Below are 21803 nucleotides of genomic sequence, written 5' to 3' on the forward strand. Positions count from 1 at the left end.
CCGCCGTCGTCGTACGTGCGGTTGTTCTGGTGCTGACCTAGACGGTGACCTTGTCTTCAGCAGCGATCCGCTTGAAGGAGCGGGTGCCTTTGACGGCCAGATCGAATTCGGTTTCGATCTCGGCGTTTGCCTTCCAGGTGAGTTTGCTGACCACGATGGCGACGATCAGGTTGAGGAAGAAGCCGGGGACAATCTCGTACATGGTGTCGGCCAGGGGCGAGTTGCCCCAGACGAAGACCACGACGGCGCCAGCAACCATGCCGGCGAGGGCGCCAGGCATGCTGAGCTTCTTCCAGTACAGGGCCAGCAGGACGGTTGGACCGAATGCGGCACCGAAGCCGGCCCACGCGAAGGCGACCAGGGAGAGGATTGACTCGCTGCGGCCGGAGGCCAGGACGATTGCGACAACTGCCACGACCAGGACGCCGAGACGGCCAAGGACAACGCCCTGCTTGTTGGTCAGGGTGCGTTTGGAGACCATGTTGTAGAGGTCTTCAACGAGTGCCGATGAGCAGACCACGAGCTGTGAGGAGATGGTGCTCATGACTGCCGCGAGAACTGCCGCGAGGATGATGCCCGCCACGAAGGGGTGGAAGAAGGCCTGCGACAGGTCGAGGAACACTGCTTCCGGATCGGTGAGTGACAGGTTCGGGTTTTGCTGGAAGTAGGCGATGCCGACCAGTGCGGTGGAGATGGCGCCGATAACGGTCAAGACCATCCAGCCCACACCAATCCGGCGTCCGGCAACTGCATCCTGAGGGGTGCGCATCGCCATGAACCGAACGATGATGTGTGGCTGTCCGAAGTAGCCGAGACCCCAGGATGCCGCCGAGATGATGGCTACCGTTGATCCGCCGGCGACGATGTTCAGGAAGGATGGATCGACTTCGCGGATGGAATCGGTCAGGCCGCCGAAGCCGCCTACCTCAATGAGACCGATGATCGGAACGAGGATCAGGGCCACCAGCATCAGCACGCCCTGGGCAACGTCGGTGTAGGTTGCTCCCATGAAGCCGCCGAACAGGGTGTAGGCGATGGTAATCGCGGCGACGATGATCATGCCGACGGTGTAGTTGGAGTTGAAGGAGCTTTCGAAGAAGAGTCCGCCCGCCACCATCCCGGATGAGACGTAGAAGGTGAAGAACACGAGGATGATGATTCCGGAAACGACCCGCAGGATCCGTGACTTATCTTTCAGCCTGTTCTCAAGGAAACTTGGCACCGTAATGGAATTGTTCGAGACCTCGGTGTAGCTGCGCAGTCTTGGGGCGACAAATTTCCAGTTCAGCCATGCGCCGGCGGTCAGACCGATGGCTATCCAGATTTCGATCAGACCCGACACATAAATGGCTCCCGGTAGTCCGAGGAGGAGCCATCCTGACATGTCTGAGGCTCCGGCGCTGAGGGCTGCCACACCCGGTTTGAGTCCACGGCCGGCGAGCATGTAGTCGTCGAGATCCGAGGTCTTCCTGAAGGCATACCATCCGATTCCGAGCATGGCGCTCATATAGATCACCATCGCGATGATTTGGAATGTCTGGTCGGGCATGACGGGGTCCTCTCACATTTTTCTTGGAATTTGCTGAGTGCAGCGCCCGACTATGCCAAAGACGAGCGTTATTAGCTAATTAGGTGATAGGAATCACATGCACGCCCTGACGCTCGTCCTTGCCGTCGATCGATTAGTTCTGGTGGGCTGAGGGCGTGGCGGCCTGAGCATGGCAAGTCGTCCGATCTCACAGTTGAGCGGTGGGCTCGAGACGCGCGTGCGGGCAGCGCGTATGGGCAAAAAGGTCGTCGCCACTGTGCCTTTACCGACAGGCGTCGCTAGCCGAAACAGATCACTAGCCTCGATTTTTCATGGCTGTCGGTGATCGGTTGCTGTTTCGTGCCGGTGGGTTGGCTGGAGGGTGTGTCTGGTTCTGGGCAGCGTGGTGTTGCCCCGTTGGTTCGCTTGGGGTTGGCGCCGGTTCCACTTCCGGGGTGGGGCTTATTGTCGGGACAGGATGAGGTCCAGGCTTAGCCCGGTGGGCTTATGAGTTGTTTGAGACGCCCGGTGTTGTCCAGGAGTAGTTTCAGGAGGTCTTTCTCCGGGGCTGATTCCGGGAGCAGGAGCTGTTTGCGGCGGGCGCGGGTGATGATTTTCCCGGCGGTAGCGAAGAGCCGGTAGCGCCAGCGTTTGATGTCCCAGGATTTGGCGTGGTGGCCGTGTGGGAGGGCGGCGAGCTGGAGCCAGGAGACGAGATTGAAGGCCAGCGCAGCGATGTTGGCCCAGGCCTGGTTCGCGGCGAAGTCGAAGAACGGCAGTTTGCCCAGGCCGGTGTTTTTCAGGGTTTTGATCCGGTTCTCGCAGCGCCCGCGGGCGCGGTGTCTGGCGTCCAGGAACGGTCCGTGCCAGCGGGGTGAGTTGGTCAGGAACGCGGTGATCCGGTGCCCGTCGGTGTCGAGCAGGGAGGGCTGGGCCCCGGGGTGGAGCGGCTCGGCGCGCAGGAACAGTTTCGTGTCTGGCGGGTAATCGGTGAGGGGGATGACGTCGGTGGCGTTGATGACCCACGCGTCGGTCCGGTCGTTTCCGGACTGGTCCAGGGCCGGCTGCCAGTACTCTTTGTCGCTGATCCACTCGATCATGTGCGCCTTGCCGAACGGCAGGGTGTAGCTGGTGGAGAACTGCACTCCGAGGCTGTGCAGATGCCAGAGGAATTTCCGTGAGGCCCCGGCACTGTCGGTGCGGACCAAAATCTTTTCGCCGGCCAGCGCCCCGGTCTCGTCGTAGAACTCCTCGGGGAGTTGGGCTGCGGCGGTGTGGAAGACCCGGATATGGTCCTCGGCGCTGTTAGCTCCGGCGCTCCCTGGCCGTAGCACCGCGGCGAGGATTTCCCCGGAACCGTTACCGGTACCGTAATCGACGCTGGCGATGAACGGGGCGAACCCATAGCCGCCCTTGTAGGTTCCGGCGACGTTTTCCTTATCCGAGTGTGAGGTCACTAGGGTCGCGTCGAGGTCGATGATCAGCGGGTCCGCAGCCGCCGCGACCAGGACCGGGTTTCGGTTCCCTGCAGCGTTCCAGGCCCGGGTGCGCAGTTCCCGGGTCAGGGTTTCAAACCCGTAGCTGAACAACTCGGGGTTCACCACGGTGCGTTCGAAGAACCGCGAGACGGTTGCGTTCGAGGGCAACTGGCCGAAGACTCCGGGTGAGGATCGCAGGATGTCCAGGTCCGAGGCGTGTTCACCTCCCGCGGCAAGCATCGCCGCGAGGGACCCCACCAGCCGGCCGGGCCGGTGCTTCGCGCTGGCGGGAACAAACTGTCCGAGTCTGTCCTCGCAGAGTCTGCCGAAACCCAGCGCGTCCATGAAGCCGGTCAGGACGCTGACTCCGGCGTGGGAAATCAGCGACTGGCCACTGAAAGTAACGGGTACCGACGGGAAAACAGGGGTAAAGTGGTGCATCGAAAAGGTGCTCCTTCACGACCGGGATAAATTGGCTTAGACACCACTATTTTCCCTCGTCAGAGCACCTTTTCGCTTCTTTCACACGCCCTTCAACAGCCATCCGATGAAACCACGGGGCTAGAAGGGCGGGGGTATGTCGGGTGGTGGTGCTGGTGGTGGGTCGGCGGTGGTGAGGTAGGTTTCGCCGAGTGGTGAGATCGCGATGATGGTGCCGGGGTCGGGTTGTTGGTAGTGCCAGTAGCCTTCGGTTTTGAACATGTGGTGGCGTTTACACAGGGCCGCCAGGTTCCCGTAGCTGGTTTTGCCTCCTTGGGACCAGGGGGTGGTGTGGTCGAGTTCGCAGAACACCGCCAACCGGTTACATCCCGGATGCCGACACGTCCCATCCCTAACCCGGACCGCATCCTTCAGGTCCTGCGGGACCCGATACGTGGTCGCATCGGCGCCAAGCCTGGCCCCGGTAAAGGGGTGGGTGAGGATCCTCGTGAACGATGGTGCGTGCCCGGCGAGCTTCCGTGCCGTCTCGGGATCAATCGGACCATACCCTTCCAGTTCACCCGGGGTGTCCCCGCCGAGGAGAGTCATCACCGGGACGGTGACGAACACCTTCGCCTGCACACCCCAATATGCGCTGGCCTCCCCCGACTGACTGGGGCTGTTGCTCTCTCGCCGCTGACTGGATCCGCTGTCCGTCCCGGATCCGCTGTTCGTCCGGGATCCGGGGTCCGCTGTTCCCGGCCCGGCCCGGTCAGCACCCGGGCCGGCCCCAGCGGCAGTACCAGGTTCGGTCCCAGCGGCAGGAGCAGGTCCAGCAGGTCCAGCAGGTCCAGCAGGGCCAGCAGGGCCAGCTGGGCCAGCTGGGTCGGGTGCGTCACTCATGTGTCCGGTGGGTCCGGCACTGGTGAGAACGTCCACCAGAACGTCGGCCCTGAGTTGGGTGAGAGTTCTGGCCTCGTCGGGGCCCTGCAGATTACGGGCTGCGGTGTCGACGCGGTGGAAGATCCCGGCCGCTTGTTCGGTGGGCAGGAAGGCTTGGAGCCAGGCCATCCCGTCCTGCGCCGGGTCCAGATACACGCGACGGTCCTGGAGAGCCTTCCGGTGCCGCAGGGTGATCGATTCGGGGTGGAAGATGTCACGTAACCGTTGGGCCTGGCGGTAAAACTTCGCCACCGTGGTCTTGCAGGCCAGACCGATGAGTTGGGCCTCGAATGCGGCCATCACGGCGGGAACGGTATCCGGGATACCAATCGCTTCCCCGACCACCGCCCACGCGTGACGGCGCGATAACCTGCCATCCTCCAACGCGGTCAGGGTGGCCCGGTAATCGCGGACCAGCAGCTCACTATGGTCAAGCAGGGAACCAGCAGTGCGCTCCGGCAGGCGCAGGGCCGCACCGATCTCCGACGCGCTCAGCGTACGGGCATGCCCCGGGTCACCCACCCAGGAGTGCGCCTCGGTGGTGAGGTCATGAAGATGGGTGACCGCCTTCGCTTCCTGCGCATCTACCCAGGACCGCAGCCGGCCAAGGTCCTGCAACACGGTCAGCGTCTGGCCTGAATCCAGGCCGGCGACCGCGGCCAGGACCACCTTCCCGGCCAACGCCGGCCGCCCATCACCAGAACGCACCCGGCCATCAGAATCAGATCCAGAATCAGCAAAAGTATTCGGTGCTTCTGCCCCTGGGGCCGTCCATACAGCGTCGGCACCGAGTGGACCACCCGGACGATGATCGTCGGAAGCCCCCGCTGACGCCCCCGCGGAAGCATCCGCGGACCTGTTCGCGGACCCGCTATCAGAAGCCGAATCAGTGGCCGAATCAGAGCCAGAATCCGGGCCGGAATCGGGGAAGAATCCCGATCCGGTAGAAGAAGCTTTACTGCTTTTCATACCTCCATTCCATCATCGAGCACTGACAAAACAGGGGCCGATTCAGGGCCACCAGAAAATCTTTTTCAACTATTTTCAGCACCAAAAATCAGCACCGGAAATCAGACCCCGGACCGCCCGCTGAGCACCCTCCGAACCGTGAATTGACGGCAGGGAGGAGAGCAGCACTTACCCGACGGCGACCTTCATCGCCACTGCACGGACCGGCGAACCGTCCATTCCGGCGAACGGCAACGGCAGCACCGAGACCCACGGGTCAGCAAAATCGATTGACGCAAGATTGGTCAGGTTCTCAACGATCACACCGTCGGCGCCCAGCAATGCCCGGTGAAAGGGGAGATCCACTCCAGCCCCGGACAGGTCGGTGAGATCCGGGTTGAGGGTATCGACGCCGACCACCGAAATACCGCGATCCAACAAACCAAGCGCAATGTCGGCGTCGAACGCTGGATGCCGCAGGTACAGCTCGGTGCCGAAGTGCTGCGACCAGCCGGTGTGGAACAGCACCATCGCTACGGAATCCAGATCGGAAAGCTGTGCCTCGACGTCGGACCAGACAAACACGTGACCCGCATCGACCACCGGAAGCCGAACAATGCGGGCCACGCCGACCAGCCGGCTGAGGTCGATCTGATCCACCGACGAGCCACCCTGCACCGTGTGCAACGGTGCATCCAGATGGGTTCCGGTGTGGGTGCCCGCATGCACCTCGGCTACCTGGAACCCGTCGGCGGCGATCTCGGCCGCAACCGTGATCGTCACCTCAGGGTCACCGGGAAAGACCTGCATCCCACTGACAATGGGATGCGATAGATCAACGAGCCGCACGGCGTCCAGAATCCGCGTTCGCTGGCGACTCGGAGTCGCTCAGGTGCGAATGCTGGGGCGTTCCGGACACGATCCGCTTGGCCACGATGGCCCACCCCAGGTACAGCCCGGCCGAAAGGATGAAGGTGGGAATGGTCGCGCCGATCGGGCTTGGCAATGAATAGGTCAGGATCAAGGACGCAGTAGCGCCAATGATCCAGACGGCCACCGCGGCAATATTGACGCCCTTGAAGTACCAGTAGTCTCCGCCGGTGCCACGCAGGATGTCCTTGTTGTAGTGGCGCTTGCGAACAATGTAGTAATCCACCAGCATCACAGCGAACACCGGGATGAACAGCGACCCGATGAGGACCAGGAACGAGGTGAACTGATCCAGCAAAGCCAACCAGGTGGACCCAACAATCGAGATCGCGCCCAGTACGAGCGCCGTAGGAAGGAACTTGACCTTGCTGGACGGCACCATATTCACCACCGACGACACCATGCCGTAAACCACCATGGTGTTCGTGGCCATCACTGACAGGAAGATGACCACGGCCAGCGGTGTTCCAAAGGCGGCAACAATGGCGGTGGGGTCGAACGCGACGGCCTCGCCGCCGTCGAGCACTAGATACGCCACGGTGGTGGCGCCCAGCACCATAGCGAGCACCGTCGACAGCAGGTAGCCGATACCCGAACCGATCATGCCTGCGGCCTGGGACTTCGCCAGGCGGTTGAACTCAGCCGACAGGACAGTCCAGGAGATTGCGGTGGCGATGACGACGTCGAGTACCACCACCCCGGACCAGCCGAGTTCCGGATCGNCTGGCAGGTCAATGAACTCCGAGGGGGCGAAGGTGGTGAACGCCGTAACGAAGATGTACGCCATGAAGGCGAGGATGACCAGGGCAAGCCATGGCTCCACCCGGGCGATTCCGGCGTGACCGAAGATCGCCAGGCACACCACCAGCAGTTGACACAGCACCGAGAACAGAATGGGGTTGGAGAAGCCGGTTGCTTGCTCCACCAGGAAATTGACCGTCACTCCGGCCAGCATGGCCTGAACCCAGCTCCAGCCCATCAGGATGATCACGTTCGCGGCGACGGGGAGGAAGGAGCCGCGGAGCCCGAAGGACCCCTTCGTCAGCGACATCGTCGGCAGCCCGGTGCGGGTACCCATGTTGCCCACCAACACCAGAACGGCGCCACCAATGGCTGTACCAAGAATGATCAGCCCGACGGCGAGGGGCCAGCTCACTCCGGGAACAAACAGTGTCCCGGTGAGCAGGGTGGTGACGACCAGGTTGGCGGCCAGCCAGATCATGCCCATACGGCCGGTGCCGAGGGTGCCTCGAATGGGGCCGAAGCCCTCCGAATTCTTCTCAAGATGATTGGATAGCCGGGAAAATGCTGAGCCGGTACGTCCGGTGCTCTGTGTGCTCATGGTGGTTACCTGGCTTCGGGGGAGTTGGGAAGAGGGGATAAGTGTTCGTGGACGGCGAGGATGGACCCGTCGTCGGACCGGTGGAAGACGATCGTCTCGCGTTCGACCGTGGTCTCTCCGGTGTTGAAGGTGGTCGTGACGTCGTGGCAGAACACCGCGGTGTCGCCCAGCAGTTGGATGGACGGGTTACTGCTGAGGCACTCAGTGACCTGCCAGCCCTCGGCAAGCCATGACTGCCAGAGAGCCTCGTATTCGGACCGCCGCTCGAGCCTTCGGTTCTCAGTGTGGAAGACGAAGGTCGCATCGGCACTGAAGGATGCAAAATACGTTGCGGTGTCGGTCCGCGAAAATGCTGCGACGACGTGAGCCGCTGCGGCTGCGACGTCGTCGTGAGTCAAGTCTTGATATTCGGTCATGGAGTGCGATCTTCTCTCGAAAGGTCGACGACGATTCGCCGCCTTGTAGCCTGCCAGACAACTTTTGTTTTCAAAGTTTGAGTGACACAGGTAACAAATGTCAAAGGTTTGACCAAAGTTACTTCCACAGCGAACCGAAGAGGGGGATCGGAAAGAGCACAAAAAAGGTGGCGCTCCCGGGTACGGGAGCGCCACCTCAATGACCAGCTGGTGCCTTAGCGCATGTTCACAAACTGCAGGTCAGCCTCGTCGAAGTTCTTCAGCAGAGCCATGGTGGCTTGCAGATCGTCGCGGGACTTGGAGCTGACCCGCAGCTCGTCGCCCTGGATGGTGGACTTGACGCCCTTTGGCGCCTCATCGCGGATCAGCTTATTGATCTTCTTCGCCACATCCTGGGCGATGCCCTCTTTGATGGTGGTTTCCAGGCGGAATTCCTTGCCGGAAGCGTAAGGCTCACCGGTGTCCAGTGATTTCAGCGAAATGCCTCGCTTGATCATCTTGGACTGGAGGACGTCGAGGACCGCCAGGACACGCTCTTCGGAGTTGGCTTTCATCAGGATCATTTCACCGCTGAAGTCCACCTCGGCGCCGATGCCCTTGAAATCGTAGCGCTGGACGATTTCCTTCTGCGCCTGGTGCAGGGCGTTGGCAACTTCCTGCTTGTCTACTTTGCTAACTACATCGAAAGTGGATTCGCTCGCCACAATGTCTCCTAGGGGTAGTGAGAAGGATCTGGTCCAAGCCTAATCGGTTATGCGCCACTGGGCTGCTGCAAATGGCTCCCAGCTGATCTACAGGAAGCCCAGTGTCGGCTCACACCAGCCGGTGAAAGTGTTGGTTCCGGTGACCACCCCGGAGGAAAGAAGCTATGAGCAGCAAGCCGCGTGTCCGGTACCAAGTTCGAGTTCGACATGCCGTGGCCGGGACCTTCCTGGCCGCTTCGTCGGCGGTGTCCATCACCGGCCTCTCCGCGATGCCGGCGGCGGCAGCCAATATGTCGTCGTCGGTCCAGGTTTCGTATCCTGTTTCGGCCAGCTCGGAGCGGTTGGCGGGGGTGCGGTCCGAACTGGATCACGCCGTCGCCCTCGGCTCAGTTACTGACGATCAGGCGGACGCGTTCTATGCCCAGATCGAGCGCCGCGTGAACGCCGGACTGTAGGCCCAATCGCGTCTGTCCGGGGACGATTCGATTCTTGCCCCGATTTTCTGTAAAGTTGTCTTGCCCGCGGTTACCGTGGGTAAACCTCATTTTATGAGGACGTATGGCAGATTACCCGAGCGGCCAAAGGGGGCTGACTGTAAATCAGCTGGCATCGCCTTCACTGGTTCGAATCCAGTATCTGCCACATCGCCGGTAGTCCGGTGAAGTAGCCCGTTTAGATCTCCGCCAAGATCTGGACGGGCTACTTTTTTGTCTTTTTCTGGTGAGAGCGGGTGATCGGCAAGCCCAGACAACGTGCTGCAGCGTGCACTGTTCGAGGATTAATCCGGCGAATCGCCGGGTAATCTTCATCGAGAGCGAACACGGGGAGACATCGGCGAGTAAACTCGTTAGCGTTAAAGCATGGCAACTATTGAAATAACCGAGGCAACTTTCCCCGAGACCATCGAAACGAACGACATTGTGTTCGTCGATTTCTGGGCTGAATGGTGTGGCCCGTGCAAGCAGTTCGCTCCCGTGTACGACGCCGTTTCGCAGAAGCACGATGACATCACCTTCGCGAAGGTGGACACCGAGGCCGAGCAGTCCCTCGCCGCCGCGGCCGGGATCACCTCGATCCCCACGCTGATGGCTTTCCGCGAAAAGGTGCTGGTGTTCTCGCAGCCCGGCGCGATGAACGCCACCCAGTTCGGTGAACTGGTTGACGCGGTGAAGGGCCTGGACATGAAAGAGGTCCACGAGCAGGTAGCCCAGCAGCAGGCAGCGGCACAGGCCGGAGCCGCTGCAGGGGCACCAGCAGCTGACGCTCCAGTTCAGGACGACCAGAAGACCAGCTAGTCTTCGGACTCAGCTGCAGCTAGACCAAACGAAAACCCCGGATCCCATGAAGGATCCGGGGTTTTCGCGTGCCAGGCGCTGTTGGTGCGTCAGTCGCTGTTGGTGGTCAGACGCTTTTGGTGATCTGGACCGGCTCGGCCAACAGGGCACTGAGCGACTCGCCCAGGTCCTGCACCGCCGGACCCCGCAGGTGCTTGTCCATCAGTTCCTCGGACTCCCACCGTTCGGTCAGGACAATGCGGTCCTCAGCAACATCGGTGATCTCGTACCTGATGCATCCAGGCTCGTTGACGACCTGCTCAATGGCTATGTCGAGGGCTAGCTTCACCCGGAAGACCTCGCCGGGATTGGGGATAAACACGGCCGTCACATCTAGTGGTTCACTCATGGGTTAAGCCTAACGGTGGCGGTGATCCTCGGGCGCGAGCCGAGGACCGTAGGTGGGCTTACGGAACCCACTCGCATACAGCATCCGGACCACCCGTTGCCGATCGCCGGCCCACGGCTTCAGGAGCTGCAGCATCCCGGCGTCGTCGGTCCGCTGCCCAGTCAGTGCGGCGCCCACATAGGCGGCCAGGTGGTAGTCACCGACCGAAATCGAATCAGGGCAGCCGTGCGTGCGCTGCAGAACTTCCGCTGCAGTCCACACGCCGATCCCCGGTACCGAACGCAGGGCCGCCGTGACGTCGGCCGATGACCGGACACCGGCCAGCCGCTCCAACCCAGAGGCCATCGCCACGGCCTTCAGGATGGTGTCCGATCGGTGCGCATCGACACCCGCACGATGCCAATCCCAGGACGGCACGCGCCGCCACTGGGCGGGGGTGGGCGGTAGTCGCAATCCGTTCGGAGCTCCAGGCGCCTGCGGAGCCGCATCGCCGTGCCGGGTCAGCAGCCAGCGCCACGCCCGCTTGGCCTCGATTCCGGTCACCTTCTGTTCAAGGATGACGCGCACGACGGCGTCCAGCATCCGTCCGGTCGAGGGTAGCCGCAACCCGGGGTTGAGGTAGCGCCCCTTGCGGGCGATCTCGGGGAGGGTCGCCTGGTAGCCGGGGCTGTCGAAGTGGCTCCAGTCGTCGTCGGCGCCGAGCAGGGTGGGCACCGATTGCAGGGCCGCGGCTGCCCCCGGGCCCCATGCCGTCGCGTGGATGCGCGCCGAGCGGAGGCTTCCGCGTTGTTCCAGCCGGAGGGTGGCGGCGCCGTCGTCGTTCCTGAACGCTAACCAGGCGGCACCTTGGTCCTTGAGGAACGCCGGGTCGAACGCGCCGCACTGCAGCGACCCGATGGTTCCCGCCAGGTTATATGGCCCGTCCGGCTCCCACACCGTTGAGCGGGCCGCGCTTGGGGCCAGCACAGGCCCGGAGGCCGGCACAGGGCCCGGCTCCAGCACAGGCCCCGAGTCCAGCCCCGTGCCCGACTCCGGGGCGGGGCCGTGGGCAGCGGAAACGGTCATGGGTCAATGGTGTCACGCCGGGCCGACAGTGATCCGATGAGTTGAAGGGTCCGGTGGGTCCGCGCCGTCCGGGAACCAGGGCGCTTCGCGGTAACTTTGTAGGTATGAAGTATGCGAACTCCGTAGTGGACCTGATCGGCAACACCCCGCTGGTCAAACTGAACAGTGTGACCGAAGGAATTGCCGCAACCGTCCTGGCGAAGGTGGAATACCTGAACCCCGGCGGCTCCGTCAAAGACCGCATCGCAGTGAAGATCATCGACGCCGCCGAAGCCGAGGGCAAGCTCAAGCCCGGTGGCACCATTGTCGAACCGACGTCCGGCAACACCGGCGTCGGGCTGGCGCTCGTCGCCCAACAGCGTGGTTACCGCTGCGTCTTCGTGGTGCCCGACAAGGTGGGTGAAGACAAGCGCAACGTCCTGGCTGCGTATGGCGCCGAGGTGGTGGTCACTCCCACCGCCGTCGCACCGGATAGCCCGCAGTCCTACTACGGTGTCTCCGACCGGCTCACCCGCGAGATCCCTGGCGCGTTCAAGCCGGATCAGTTCTCCAACCCCAACGGGCCCTTGAGTCATTACGAGTCCACCGGACCCGAAATCTGGAACGACACCGACGGCAAAATCACCCACTTCGTCACCGGTGTAGGCACCGGCGGCACCATCAGCGGCACCGGCCGTTACCTCAAGGACGTGAGCGCTGACCGTGCCTCCGGCCCCGTCCGGGTCATCGGCGCCGACCCCGAGGGGTCCATCTACTCCGGCGGCACCGGGCGCCCCTACTTCGTCGAAGGCGTCGGGGAGGACATGTGGCCGGACGCCTATGACCCCACAGTGGCCGATGAAATCCTGGCCGTCACCGACGCCGAGAGCTTCGCCATGACCCGCCGCCTCGCCCGCGAGGAGGGACTGCTGGTGGGCGGTTCCTGCGGCATGGCAGTGGTCGCCGCACTCCGGGTGGCCAAGAACCTGACGGCCGACGACGTCGTCGTCGTCCTCCTGCCCGACGGTGGCCGCGGCTACCTGGGCAAGATCTTCAGCGACGACTGGATGAAGTCGTACGGCTTCATGGAGAGCGGCGAGGAAGCCACCGTGGGCGAGATCCTACGTTCGAAGACCGGCAACATGCCGGATCTGGTGCACACGCACCCCACCGAAACCGTGCGCGACGTCATCCACATCATGACCGAGTACGGCGTCTCCAACATCCCGGTCCTGTCGCAGGAACCCCCGGTCAAGATGGGCGAAGTGCTGGGCTCGGTGGACGAACGCCTGCTCACCGACAAACTTTTCCACGGCGAAGCCAAGCTCACCGACAAAATTTCTCTGCACATGAATGACAAGCTGCAACTGATCGGTTCGCTGGAGTCAGTTGCCACTGCACGGGAGCGTCTGGTGGACAGCGACACCCTGATGGTGACGTTCGTCGGCTCACCGGTGGGAATTCTGACGCGCCACGATTTGCTGACCTATATGAGTATCTGACTTCCATACTAAGGAGCACCATGACGCACGCTGAGAATCAGGGCTTCAACACCCGGGCCATCCACGCCGGCCAGACACCGGATCCCACCACGGGTGCAGTCATCCCCCCGCTGTACCAGACCACCACCTTTGCGCAGGACGGCATCGGGCAGCTTCGCAACGGCTACGAGTACGGCCGGGGCACCAACCCGACCCGTGATTCGCTGCAGACCCAGCTCGCCGCACTCGAGGGGGCAACCCACGGGTTCAGCTTCTCGTCGGGGCTGGCCGCCGAGGATTCCCTGATCCGGGCGCTGCTGGCACCGGGGGACCGGATCGTGATGGGCAACGACGTCTACGGCGGCACCTACCGCTTGATCGATAGGGTCCTGGCGCCGTGGGGCATCAGCAACGCAGCGGTGGACATGTCGGATCTCGACGCCGTCCGCGCCGCCGTCGGAGACAACACCCGCATGGTGTGGGTCGAGACGCCGTCGAACCCGATGATGAAGGTGACCGACATTGCTGCCGTGGCAAAGATCGCTCACGACGCCGGTGCCATCCTCGTGGTCGACAACACCTTCGCGACACCGTACCTGCAGCAGCCGCTCTCGTTCGGGGCCGACGTCGTCGTCCACTCCACCACTAAGTACATTGGTGGGCACTCCGACGCCAGCGGTGGCGCCGTGATCACCAGCCACGAAGAGATTGCCGAGAAGGTGGGCTTCATCCAGTTCGCCGTCGGTGCTGTCTCGGCGCCAATGGAAGCGTGGCTGACCACACGCGGGCTCAAGACCCTCGGCGTCAGGATGGACCGGCACAGCTCCAACGCCCGGGCCATTGCCGAATGGCTGCAGGGGCGCCCCGAGGTGGAACAGGTCTTCTACCCGGGTCTGCCCGAACACCCCGGCCACGATCTCGCCGCAGCCCAGATGAAGGATTTCGGCGGCATGATTTCGGTGTCGTTCAAGGGCGGCGAGGCGGCCGCACGGAAGGTGGCCGAGTCCACCCACGTGTTCACGCTCGCTGAATCACTGGGTGGTATCGAATCGCTGATGAACTACCCGTCCGCGATGACCCACGCGTCAGTGGCCGGCACGGAGCTGGCCGTCCCGGAGAATCTGATCCGGCTGTCCGTCGGGATTGAGGATGTTGCGGACTTGATTGCCGATCTGGAACAGGCCTTCACCACCCTCTAGAGGTCTTAAACGAAAACGCGCCCGCAGTGCAAAACTGCGGGCGCGTTTTCTGTGTCCGAGAGGTCTAAGACCGTTTGAAGGGACTCAGCGTCCTGCGGATGAGCCGTCGATACTTGTTCTCCGGTTTCGAGTCGATCGTCTGCAGCCACGCACTGCTGGGCGGCAGCCACAACGGAACGATTGCCAGCAGCATCACCACCGACACCACCGAGAGCCCCGGCGTTCCGCGCAGCAACACCGGCAACCCGACAATGATCCCGATCGTGGTCAGCAGCTCCCGGGCGCTGCGCCTGCCGCGCCGCAGCAGGAACACCAGGAAGAACTGCACCAACGCCAGCACCCCCAGGACGACGCCGAGCCCCACCAGGCCTGCGCGGTCCTGTTCCTGGAGTTGCGCGGACCCGAGGAACGAGCTGGCCGCCACCAGGAACAGGGCTCCCACCACCAGCCACACCACCAGGCCCAGTTTCAGGGTCCAGGGCAGCGGCGGAGGAACTACTCGCGGGGTGCGGGCCATGCTAGCCGCGGGGGACGACGACGCCGGCGCGGGTGTCGGCGTCGTACGTGTACACCGCACGCCCGCCGATCCATACGGTCAAGGCACGCTGCATGACGTCCAACGGATCGCCGCTCCAGAGAACGACGTCGGCATCCTTGCCCACCTCAAGGGAGCCCATCCGGTCGGCCAGGCCCAGGACCTTCGCCGGGTTGATGGTGATCGAGCGCAGAGCAGTCTCGCGGTCGAGGCCTTCCTTGATGGCGAAGGTTGCCTGATGGATGAGGAAGTTGATCGGAATCACCGGGTGGTCGGTAATGATTGAAATTTCCACTCCCGCCGCGGCGAGCTTGCCGGGGTTGGCGATGGAACGCCCACGCAGTTCCACTTTGGACTTGGTGGTGAACAGCGGCCCGATCAGGACGGGGATGCCGCGCTCGGCCAGGACATCGGCCAACAGATGCGCCTCGGTGCCGTGGTCGAGGACCAGTTCGTAGCCGAACTCATCAGCCAACCGGATGGCGGTGGCAATGTCGTCCGCGCGGTGCGCGTGCTGGCGCCACGGAATTTCCCGTCGCAGCACCATGGCGAGTGCCTCGAGCTTGGGGTCGCGGGCGTTCTCGTCGGCTTTGCCCATGTAGTTTTGCGCGTCCATGAAGGCTTTGCGGATCACCATGGCGGTGCCCAGCCGGGTGGAGGGGGTCTGCTTCTTGTCGCCGTAGACGCGCTTGGGGTTTTCCCCGAGGGCCGACTTCAGGCCGCTGGGGGAGCGGAGCACCATTTCCTCGATGTAGCGGCCGTGGGTGTGGATCGCGACGGCGAGACCACCGACGGGGTTGCCAGAGCCGGGGTTCACGTTCACGGCGGTGATACCGCCGGCCAGGGCGTCGTCGAACCCGGGGTCGTAGGGGTTGACGGCGTCGATCGCTCGGACGCCCGCGGTGACGGGATCGGTCATCTCGTTGGTGTCGTCCCCGGCCCAGCCTTCGCCTTCCTCATGGGTGCCCAGGTGGACGTGGGCGTCGATCAAGCCCGGAAGCAGCCACTGACCGTCGGCGTCGTGAATTTCGGCGCCCTCGGGGACAGTGATATCGGCGCCCAGTGCAGTGATCTTGCCGTCCTTCATGACCACCGAACCGTGGAAGGGGGTGCCTTCGATCGGAACAACGTGGGCATTGACGATTGCTGTGACAGTCATGTGTGGTGACCTTTCGGCAGACAGTGTTGTGATCTCCAACCTACCGTCTTCACCGTGCGGGGGGTCAGCTCCGCACCCGGCAGGGGGAGCCGCCTAGACTGAAAACCGATGCGCAGGAAAGGCGACAACTTATGACACGGAAATCCGCACTCGTCACCGGCGTCGGGCGCTCAGTGGGGCTGGGTGCTGGTATCGCCCGGCGGCTCGCCGTTGACGGCTGGGATCTGGCCCTGAGCTACTGGCACCCCTATGACCAGCGCGTGAACGGCACCACCAACCCGGCAGCCGAACTGCGGGAGTTGATTCCCGAGCTGGAAGCCATCGGGTCTCGGGTCATCGGACTGCCTGGTGACCTTGAGGACCCGAAAACGCCGGGGGAACTGGTTGCCGCCGCGCGAATGGAACTGGGCACCCTGAGCGGGCTCGTCCTGTCGCACACCGAGGGCGTCGACTCAGGACTGCTCACCACGTCGGTGAAGAGCTTCGAGCGGCACTTCGCCGTCAACGTCCGCGCCTCCTGGCAGCTCATCAACGCCTTCGCTCTGCAATGCAATGACAATGGAGGCGCAATTGTCGCGCTTACCAGCGACCACACGGTCAATAACCTGCCCTATGGTGCATCGAAAGGTGCGCTCGACCGGATTGTTCTGGCTGCAGCCCGTGAGCTCGGCGACCGGAGAGTAAGTTCCAATGCCCTCAACCCCGGACCGGTCGACACCGGCTGGATGACCGACGAGGTGCGGCAGGCCCTCACCCAGCAGCAACCAACCGGCCGCCTGGGCACGCCAGCCGACGTGGCCGGTGTGGTCGCGTTCCTCCTGTCGCAGGACGGCCGGTGGGTCAATGGCCAATTGATCAAGGCCGACGGCGGCTTCTCGGCCTAGCAGAGCCCCGCAGCGCCTCGCAGCGCCTGGAAGTCCTGGCTGCCCCGTCTCTCCCGCCTGTCCCGGAGCTCCCGAAAGCCCCGAAACTCCTGTACTCGCCTGCACGAATCCCGACAGAACTGCAGCCGAAGACACCTTGCAGGAATTCCTCGTCCACGTTCGCACTCACTTCGAGGTACACGCGGCGGCCTTGTTCGGCCGGAAGGCCTCCGTCGGCGCGACTCCGGCGCCAGGAGCTAGTAGCCAGGTAGCAGGTGCCTTCCCAAATAGTGCATGCAGTGCCTGCATTGCATGCACTTCGAAAAATGAAAATGCATGCATTGCAGGCATTGCATGCACCGAAAAAAACGACCTACCCCTCCTTGTCCCTGGCTGTGGCAGCGCCTGGAACCACCCCCTAGTGCATTGCTTGGCACCGAAAACGGTATGGGCTACCGCTTTGAACCCCGACAATCCCTAGGATGGACGCTATGACAACAGGTATTCTGCTCGCTGTGTGCCGTGTTCACGCGCTGCTGCCCACTCAAGATGCCACCGGCGTCACCGCCATTGACAAGCGAGCGGTGGACGGGCCCGTGAATGTCCACAAGCTCGGGCTCATGGGTGATGTGCAGGCCAGCCGGAAACATCACGGCGGTGAATCCAAGGCGATCTACGCCTACTCGCAGCAGGACGCCGACTTTTGGGACGCCGAACTGGGCCGGGATATGAGCCCGGGCAAGTTCGGGGAGAATCTGAGGGTCGACGGAATCGACGCCAGCCGCGCGGTCATCGGCGAACGCTGGCAGGTGGGGAACGACGTCGTCCTCGAAGTCACAGCACCGCGCACCCCGTGTGTGAACTTTGCCCGCTTCCTCAAGGAACCGCGGTGGGTGAAGCGGTTCGCCGAGGAGAACCGGGTCGGCACGTACCTGCGCGTGATCACGAAAGGACAGGTTCAGGCGGGCGACACCGTTACCGTGGTGAATCGCCCCGACCATGGCATCACCGGGCATCAGGTCTTCGCCGGACTGGACGCCGACACCGCCCGGCAGCTCCTGGTTGCAGAGAAACAAGGTGTGGCGCTGAGCCCCGAGATCCACAAGGTGGTCGCCGCGGTACTGCGGAGGGCTTGACCGCGGAGGGCGTGACCACGGAGGGCCGGCCCGAGTGTGGTCAGGCTCACGCGGCGTCGCCGTCGTTGTGGCTGCAGGTAGGCGGAGCCATGCAGTACACTTGAAACATCCCCCACACCGGTATTCCCTTTAATTTCCGCCCAATTTTGCTGGGCTGGATAGGTTGTGTTGGGGCTCGCAGAGTAAGCATGCGGGCAGATTCATCAGGGAGCGCCGGCTAGAAGAAAACGTCATACAGACCGCTGAGATAGCGGCCGCCAGTTATGACGCGAAATCCTGCCGCGGGATTGAAACAGTGCCGGATTTCTATGTTCATGGGCTGGAATCATCCTTTAATTCCAGCTCTCCGGCATCTACCTGAAGGTCATTCCCTCATGCCAGAAAATAACACTCCCGAGACGCTTGCAGCACCGGACGCCGTTGCTGCTCCCCAGAACGTCGAAGCTCCTGAAGCCGACGACATCAAGTTCACCGACTTCGGCCTCGACGGCCGCGTACTCGCAGCCCTGAGCGATGTCGGCTACGAAAAGCCTTCCCCCATCCAGTCCGCCACCATTCCGGTGCTGCTGGAAGGGCGCGACGTCGTCGGCCTGGCACAGACGGGTACCGGTAAGACAGCAGCATTCGCTATCCCCGCACTGTCCCGGATGGCTGAGCTCGCCGACCTCAACGGTCCCAGCAAGTTCACCCAGATCCTGGTGCTTGCACCAACCCGTGAACTGGCGCTCCAGGTTGCCGAAGCTTTCGCTTCCTATGCCAAGCACATTGACAACTTCACTGTTCTGCCCGTCTACGGTGGAGCTCCTTACGGCCCTCAGCTGGCCGGTCTGCGCCGCGGCGCGCAGGTAGTGGTGGGTACCCCGGGTCGTGTGATCGACCACATCTCCAAGGGTTCACTCGATCTGTCCAACCTCCAGTACCTGGTGCTGGACGAGGCTGACGAGATGCTTCGTATGGGCTTTGCCGACGACGTCGAGCAGATCCTGTCCGGTACCCCTGACGACAAGCAGGTGGCGCTGTTCTCGGCAACGATGCCCAGCGCTATTCGCCGCATTGCGTCGAAGTACCTGAACAACCCAGCCGAAATCACCGTCAAGGGTAAAACCTCGACCGGCACCAACACGCGCCAGCGCTTCCTGCAGGTCATGGGCCCGCACAAGCTGGACGCCCTGACGCGCATCCTCGAGGTCGAAGACTTCGACGGCATCATCGCGTTTGTGCGCACCAAGATGGCAACCGAAGACCTGGCGGACAAGTTGCGTTCACGGGGCTTCCAGGCTGCAGCAATCAACGGTGACATTCCCCAGCAGCAGCGCGAGCGGACCATCGAAGGTCTCCGCGAAGGCAAGTTCGACATCCTCGTGGCCACCGACGTCGCGGCCCGCGGGCTGGACGTCGAGCGCATCTCACTCGTCGTCAACTACGACATCCCTCACGACACCGAGTCCTACGTGCACCGCATTGGCCGTACCGGCCGCGCGGGCCGTTCGGGCGACGCGATCCTCTTCATCACGCCGCGGGAGAAGTACCTGCTGCGTTCGATCGAGAAGGCAACCCGCCAGCCCGTCGAGCAGATGCACCTGCCCTCCTCGGATGCCGTCAACGCGCTGCGGATGAACAAGTTCGCCGAGCGCATCACCGAGACCATCGCCACTGAAGATGTGTCAATCTTCCGTGACCTGATCACCAGCTACGAGACCGAGCACAATGTGCCCGCCACCGAGATCGCCGCAGCCCTCGCCGTCATGGCTCAGGGTGGCAACCCAATCCTGGTCAAGGACATCCCGGTAGCCCCTGCAGGGCAGAAGGAACGCGCTGCCGGCCGCAAGGATGGCTTGGGCTCACGCGGACCAACCCGCAGCCTGACCGAGGGCAACGCCACCTACCGCATTGCGGTAGGACGTCGCCAGCGGGTCATGCCGGGCTCCATTGTTGGCGCTATCGCCAACGAGGGTGGCCTGTCCTCAGCTCAGATCGGCGGCATCGACATCCGCGCCGACCACACCCTGGTGGAACTGCCAGCCGATCTGTCCAAGGATCAGTGGCGCGCACTGTCCAAGACCCGCATCGGTGGCGAGCTGATTCACCTCGAGCTGGACAAGGGCCGCAAGCCTGCCGGCGACCGTGACGGCTTCAAGAAGCCGTTCAAGAAGCGTGAAGGCGAGGGCGGCGGGTTCAACAAGGATCGCGGGCACGACGGCGGCTTCCGCTCCTCCGGCCACAGCGCCGGCGGCGGCGGCGGGGACCGTAAGGAACGTCACGGTAAAGGTGCCGGAGCAGGCACCACCCAGCGCCGCGACAAGTGGTAATTTAGTAGCTGATTGATTTCGTCAGATCCCCGGTTTTCCGGGGATCTGACGGTGAAATCAGGGCCCGGCTCTAGTGGTCGGATTCTGATTTCGTGTAGGTGGCAGAAGCTGGTAAAGTTTTCTGCTGTTGCCCCCCTAGCTCAGTGGTAGAGCGCGTTCTTGGTAAGAACGAGGTCACCGGATCGATTCCGGTGGGGGGCTCTCAAGTGGGAGTCCCGCAAGCAGACCAACTGGTCCGGCTGCGGGCACACTCATTTGTGGCGGTGTAGCTCAGCTGGTTAGAGCGCACGACTCATAATCGTGAGGTCCCGGGATCGAGTCCCGGCACCGCTACAAAAAGGACCCCCGAAATCCGCCAGATTTCGGGGGTTTTTTATGTGTAAGGAAACCCCGCTTGCTCCATTTTGGCGCGGGGCGGAGTTTGGGGCGGGAAATATCGGTCTTATGGCGCATTGCCAGACGAATAAACGCCGCAGTAGTAGTGAGTAGTCATCTCAAGAGTCGGCCTTCTGCCTGACGATTCTCGCTCAACCAGCCAGAAAGCCGCAGCGGCCATGGATGAGGGAACTAGCGCGAGCGGCGATCCTCTGGGTGAAAGCGGTACTGGTTGGGTCCCCGGGTAGGAGTCCAGTGATTATGTGAGTTTCGCATCCGATAATGGGTGCAGGAGGAAATTCACTTTTATGGCACGTAGACATACCCCTGATCAGGTCATCGCGAAGGTCCGTCAGGGCCAAAAGATGCTCAACGATAGACGGCCGATGATTGAGGTCGTGAAGGAACTGCAGGTCACCGAGGCGACCTGGTACCGGTGGGTGAACCAATACGGTTCCGAGCACAACGCCGGCCAAACCAAAGCGGTACGGGAGCTCGAGAAAGAGAACGCCCGGCTGAAGAAGCTGGTTGCGGAGAAGGAACTGACCATCGACATTCTCAATGAGGTGGCGAAGGGAAAATTCTGAGCCCCGAACCTCGCCGCCGTGCAGTGCGCATGGCGCAGGAGAAGTTCGGGGCGTCCGAAAGACTCGCCTGCAAGATCCTGGGCCAGAACCGGTCCGCCCTGCGCAAGGCACGGCCGGTGGCCAGCTTCGAAGACCACCAGCTACGGGCCGATCTGCGGGCTATTGCGGGGAAGCACCCGACCTGGGGTTGGCGGAAGGCACGCTGGCACCTCCTGGGCCAGCAACAGTGGGTTGGGGTGGCACTGAATCCGAAGCGGGTGCGCCGGCTGTGGCGCCTCGAGGGACTCACCTGCAAACCCAAGGCAAGGAAGAAACGCCGCACCGGGCCCGGGGCTGGGGAGCAGAAACGGCTAACTGCTCAGTATCCGATGCATGTGGTCAGCTTCGACTTCCAATCCGATGTGACCTCCTGCGGGCGGCATGTGCGGTTTTTCAACGTGATCGATGAATACACCCGTACCGCGCTGGCGATCATCCCGCGGCGGTCTTTCACCGCGACGGATGTGGTCGCCGTGCTTGAGGACATCATCGCTGAAACCGGTGTCGTCCCGACCCATGTCCGCTCCGATAATGGGCCGGAATTCACTGCCGCAGCACTGATCAGCTGGTGCCAAACCGCCGGCGTGGAGACCGCTTTTATTGACCCGGGGTCGCCGTGGCAGAACGGGTACGCCGAGTCATTCAACGCCCAATTCAGAAGGGAACAACTCACCGGAGAAATCAT

General features: G+C 62.7%; 18 protein-coding genes, 3 tRNA genes and 1 pseudogene. 11 read left to right on the plus strand and 11 right to left on the minus strand.

The genetic code is table 11. The features are described 5' to 3' along the window. Positions 1–37 precede the first annotated feature (37 nt). The 7 genes from putP to B384_RS0117070 form a co-directional block, all read right to left on the minus strand. Positions 38–1549 carry a sodium/proline symporter PutP gene (gene putP, locus B384_RS0117040; RefSeq protein WP_019484306.1) on the minus strand — a complete coding sequence of 504 codons (1512 nt, stop codon included), beginning with the start codon at positions 1547–1549 and terminating at the stop codon, positions 38–40. A gap of 470 nt (positions 1550–2019) precedes the next feature. Next, positions 2020–3447: an IS1380 family transposase gene (locus B384_RS0117045; RefSeq protein WP_019484307.1), complete on the minus strand. Its 1428-nt coding sequence runs from the start codon at positions 3445–3447 to the stop codon at positions 2020–2022. Positions 3448–3567: 120 nt separating this feature from the next. Beyond that, on the minus strand, positions 3568–5076 hold the full coding sequence (locus tag B384_RS21250) for an HNH endonuclease signature motif containing protein (RefSeq protein ID WP_237715352.1): 1509 nt from the start codon (positions 5074–5076) through the stop codon (positions 3568–3570). Between the two features lie 429 nt (positions 5077–5505). Continuing rightward, positions 5506–6126, minus strand: a complete 621-nt coding sequence (locus tag B384_RS0117055) for a cyclase family protein (protein WP_237715353.1) — start codon at positions 6124–6126, stop codon at positions 5506–5508. Between the two features lie 25 nt (positions 6127–6151). Next, positions 6152–7588 (minus strand): purine-cytosine permease family protein, encoded by a 1437-nt coding sequence (locus tag B384_RS0117060; RefSeq protein ID WP_019484310.1) that lies wholly within the window; start codon positions 7586–7588, stop codon positions 6152–6154. A gap of 5 nt (positions 7589–7593) precedes the next feature. Further along, complete coding sequence (locus B384_RS0117065; protein WP_019484311.1) at positions 7594–8004, minus strand: YybH family protein; 411 nt, start codon at positions 8002–8004, stop codon at positions 7594–7596. A 215-nt stretch (positions 8005–8219) separates the two neighbouring features. Continuing rightward, a complete protein-coding gene (locus tag B384_RS0117070) occupies positions 8220–8708 on the minus strand; it encodes a YajQ family cyclic di-GMP-binding protein (protein WP_019484312.1) in 489 nt (162 codons plus the stop codon). Positions 8709–8872: 164 nt separating this feature from the next. Between B384_RS0117070 and B384_RS0117075 the strand changes: the two genes are divergently transcribed. The 3 genes from B384_RS0117075 to trxA all read left to right on the plus strand — a co-directional run bounded on the left by B384_RS0117075 (position 8873) and on the right by trxA (position 10003). Continuing rightward, complete coding sequence (locus B384_RS0117075) at positions 8873–9163, plus strand: hypothetical protein (protein ID WP_019484313.1); 291 nt, start codon at positions 8873–8875, stop codon at positions 9161–9163. A 105-nt stretch (positions 9164–9268) separates the two neighbouring features. Beyond that, positions 9269–9350: transfer RNA gene (locus B384_RS0117080), tRNA-Tyr, on the plus strand. 218 nt (positions 9351–9568) lie between these two features. Then, entirely contained in the window at positions 9569–10003 is a 435-nt protein-coding gene (trxA, locus tag B384_RS0117085; protein WP_019484314.1) for a thioredoxin, read from the plus strand. Positions 10004–10109: 106 nt separating this feature from the next. On the opposite strand, the gene B384_RS0117090 is transcribed toward trxA, so the two are convergent. Together B384_RS0117090 and B384_RS0117095 are read right to left on the minus strand one after the other, a co-directional pair. Beyond that, complete coding sequence (locus tag B384_RS0117090) at positions 10110–10391, minus strand: putative quinol monooxygenase (protein ID WP_019484315.1); 282 nt, start codon at positions 10389–10391, stop codon at positions 10110–10112. A gap of 9 nt (positions 10392–10400) precedes the next feature. Next, on the minus strand, positions 10401–11456 hold the full coding sequence (locus B384_RS0117095) for a DNA-3-methyladenine glycosylase family protein (RefSeq protein WP_019484316.1): 1056 nt from the start codon (positions 11454–11456) through the stop codon (positions 10401–10403). A gap of 104 nt (positions 11457–11560) precedes the next feature. Here B384_RS0117095 and B384_RS0117100 point away from each other — a divergent pair, with 104 nt between their 5' ends. Together B384_RS0117100 and B384_RS0117105 are read left to right on the plus strand one after the other, a co-directional pair. Next, positions 11561–12937 carry a cystathionine beta-synthase gene (locus tag B384_RS0117100; protein ID WP_019484317.1) on the plus strand — a complete coding sequence of 459 codons (1377 nt, stop codon included), beginning with the start codon at positions 11561–11563 and terminating at the stop codon, positions 12935–12937. A 20-nt stretch (positions 12938–12957) separates the two neighbouring features. Next, the gene (locus B384_RS0117105) at positions 12958–14115 is read left to right on the plus strand and encodes a cystathionine gamma-synthase (RefSeq protein WP_019484318.1); all 1158 of its coding nucleotides are present in this window, start codon (positions 12958–12960) and stop codon (positions 14113–14115) included. Between the two features lie 64 nt (positions 14116–14179). Here the strand turns inward: B384_RS0117105 and B384_RS0117110 are convergent, their stop codons facing one another. Both B384_RS0117110 and B384_RS0117115 read right to left on the minus strand, forming a co-directional pair. Then, positions 14180–14632 (minus strand): hypothetical protein, encoded by a 453-nt coding sequence (locus B384_RS0117110; RefSeq protein ID WP_026041270.1) that lies wholly within the window; start codon positions 14630–14632, stop codon positions 14180–14182. A 1-nt stretch (position 14633) separates the two neighbouring features. After that, positions 14634–15809 carry an amidohydrolase gene (locus tag B384_RS0117115; protein ID WP_019484320.1) on the minus strand — a complete coding sequence of 392 codons (1176 nt, stop codon included), beginning with the start codon at positions 15807–15809 and terminating at the stop codon, positions 14634–14636. Positions 15810–15940: 131 nt separating this feature from the next. Between B384_RS0117115 and B384_RS0117120 the strand changes: the two genes are divergently transcribed. The 6 genes and pseudogenes from B384_RS0117120 to B384_RS0117150 all read left to right on the plus strand — a co-directional run. After that, positions 15941–16693 (plus strand): SDR family oxidoreductase, encoded by a 753-nt coding sequence (locus B384_RS0117120; RefSeq protein ID WP_019484321.1) that lies wholly within the window; start codon positions 15941–15943, stop codon positions 16691–16693. Positions 16694–17163: 470 nt separating this feature from the next. Continuing rightward, entirely contained in the window at positions 17164–17808 is a 645-nt protein-coding gene (locus B384_RS0117125) for an MOSC domain-containing protein (protein ID WP_019484322.1), read from the plus strand. Positions 17809–18182: 374 nt separating this feature from the next. Beyond that, positions 18183–20117, plus strand: a complete 1935-nt coding sequence (locus tag B384_RS0117130) for a DEAD/DEAH box helicase (RefSeq protein WP_019484323.1) — start codon at positions 18183–18185, stop codon at positions 20115–20117. Between the two features lie 129 nt (positions 20118–20246). Further along, positions 20247–20318 (plus strand) — tRNA-Thr (locus B384_RS0117135). A 58-nt stretch (positions 20319–20376) separates the two neighbouring features. After that, positions 20377–20450: transfer RNA gene (locus B384_RS0117140), tRNA-Met, on the plus strand. A 350-nt stretch (positions 20451–20800) separates the two neighbouring features. Further along, positions 20801–21803: pseudogene (locus tag B384_RS0117150) on the plus strand (IS3 family transposase); the annotation flags it as partial.

This window comes from Arthrobacter sp. TB 23 (assembly GCF_000294595.1).
In the GTDB taxonomy this organism is placed as follows: Bacteria; Actinomycetota; Actinomycetes; order Actinomycetales; family Micrococcaceae; genus Arthrobacter_D.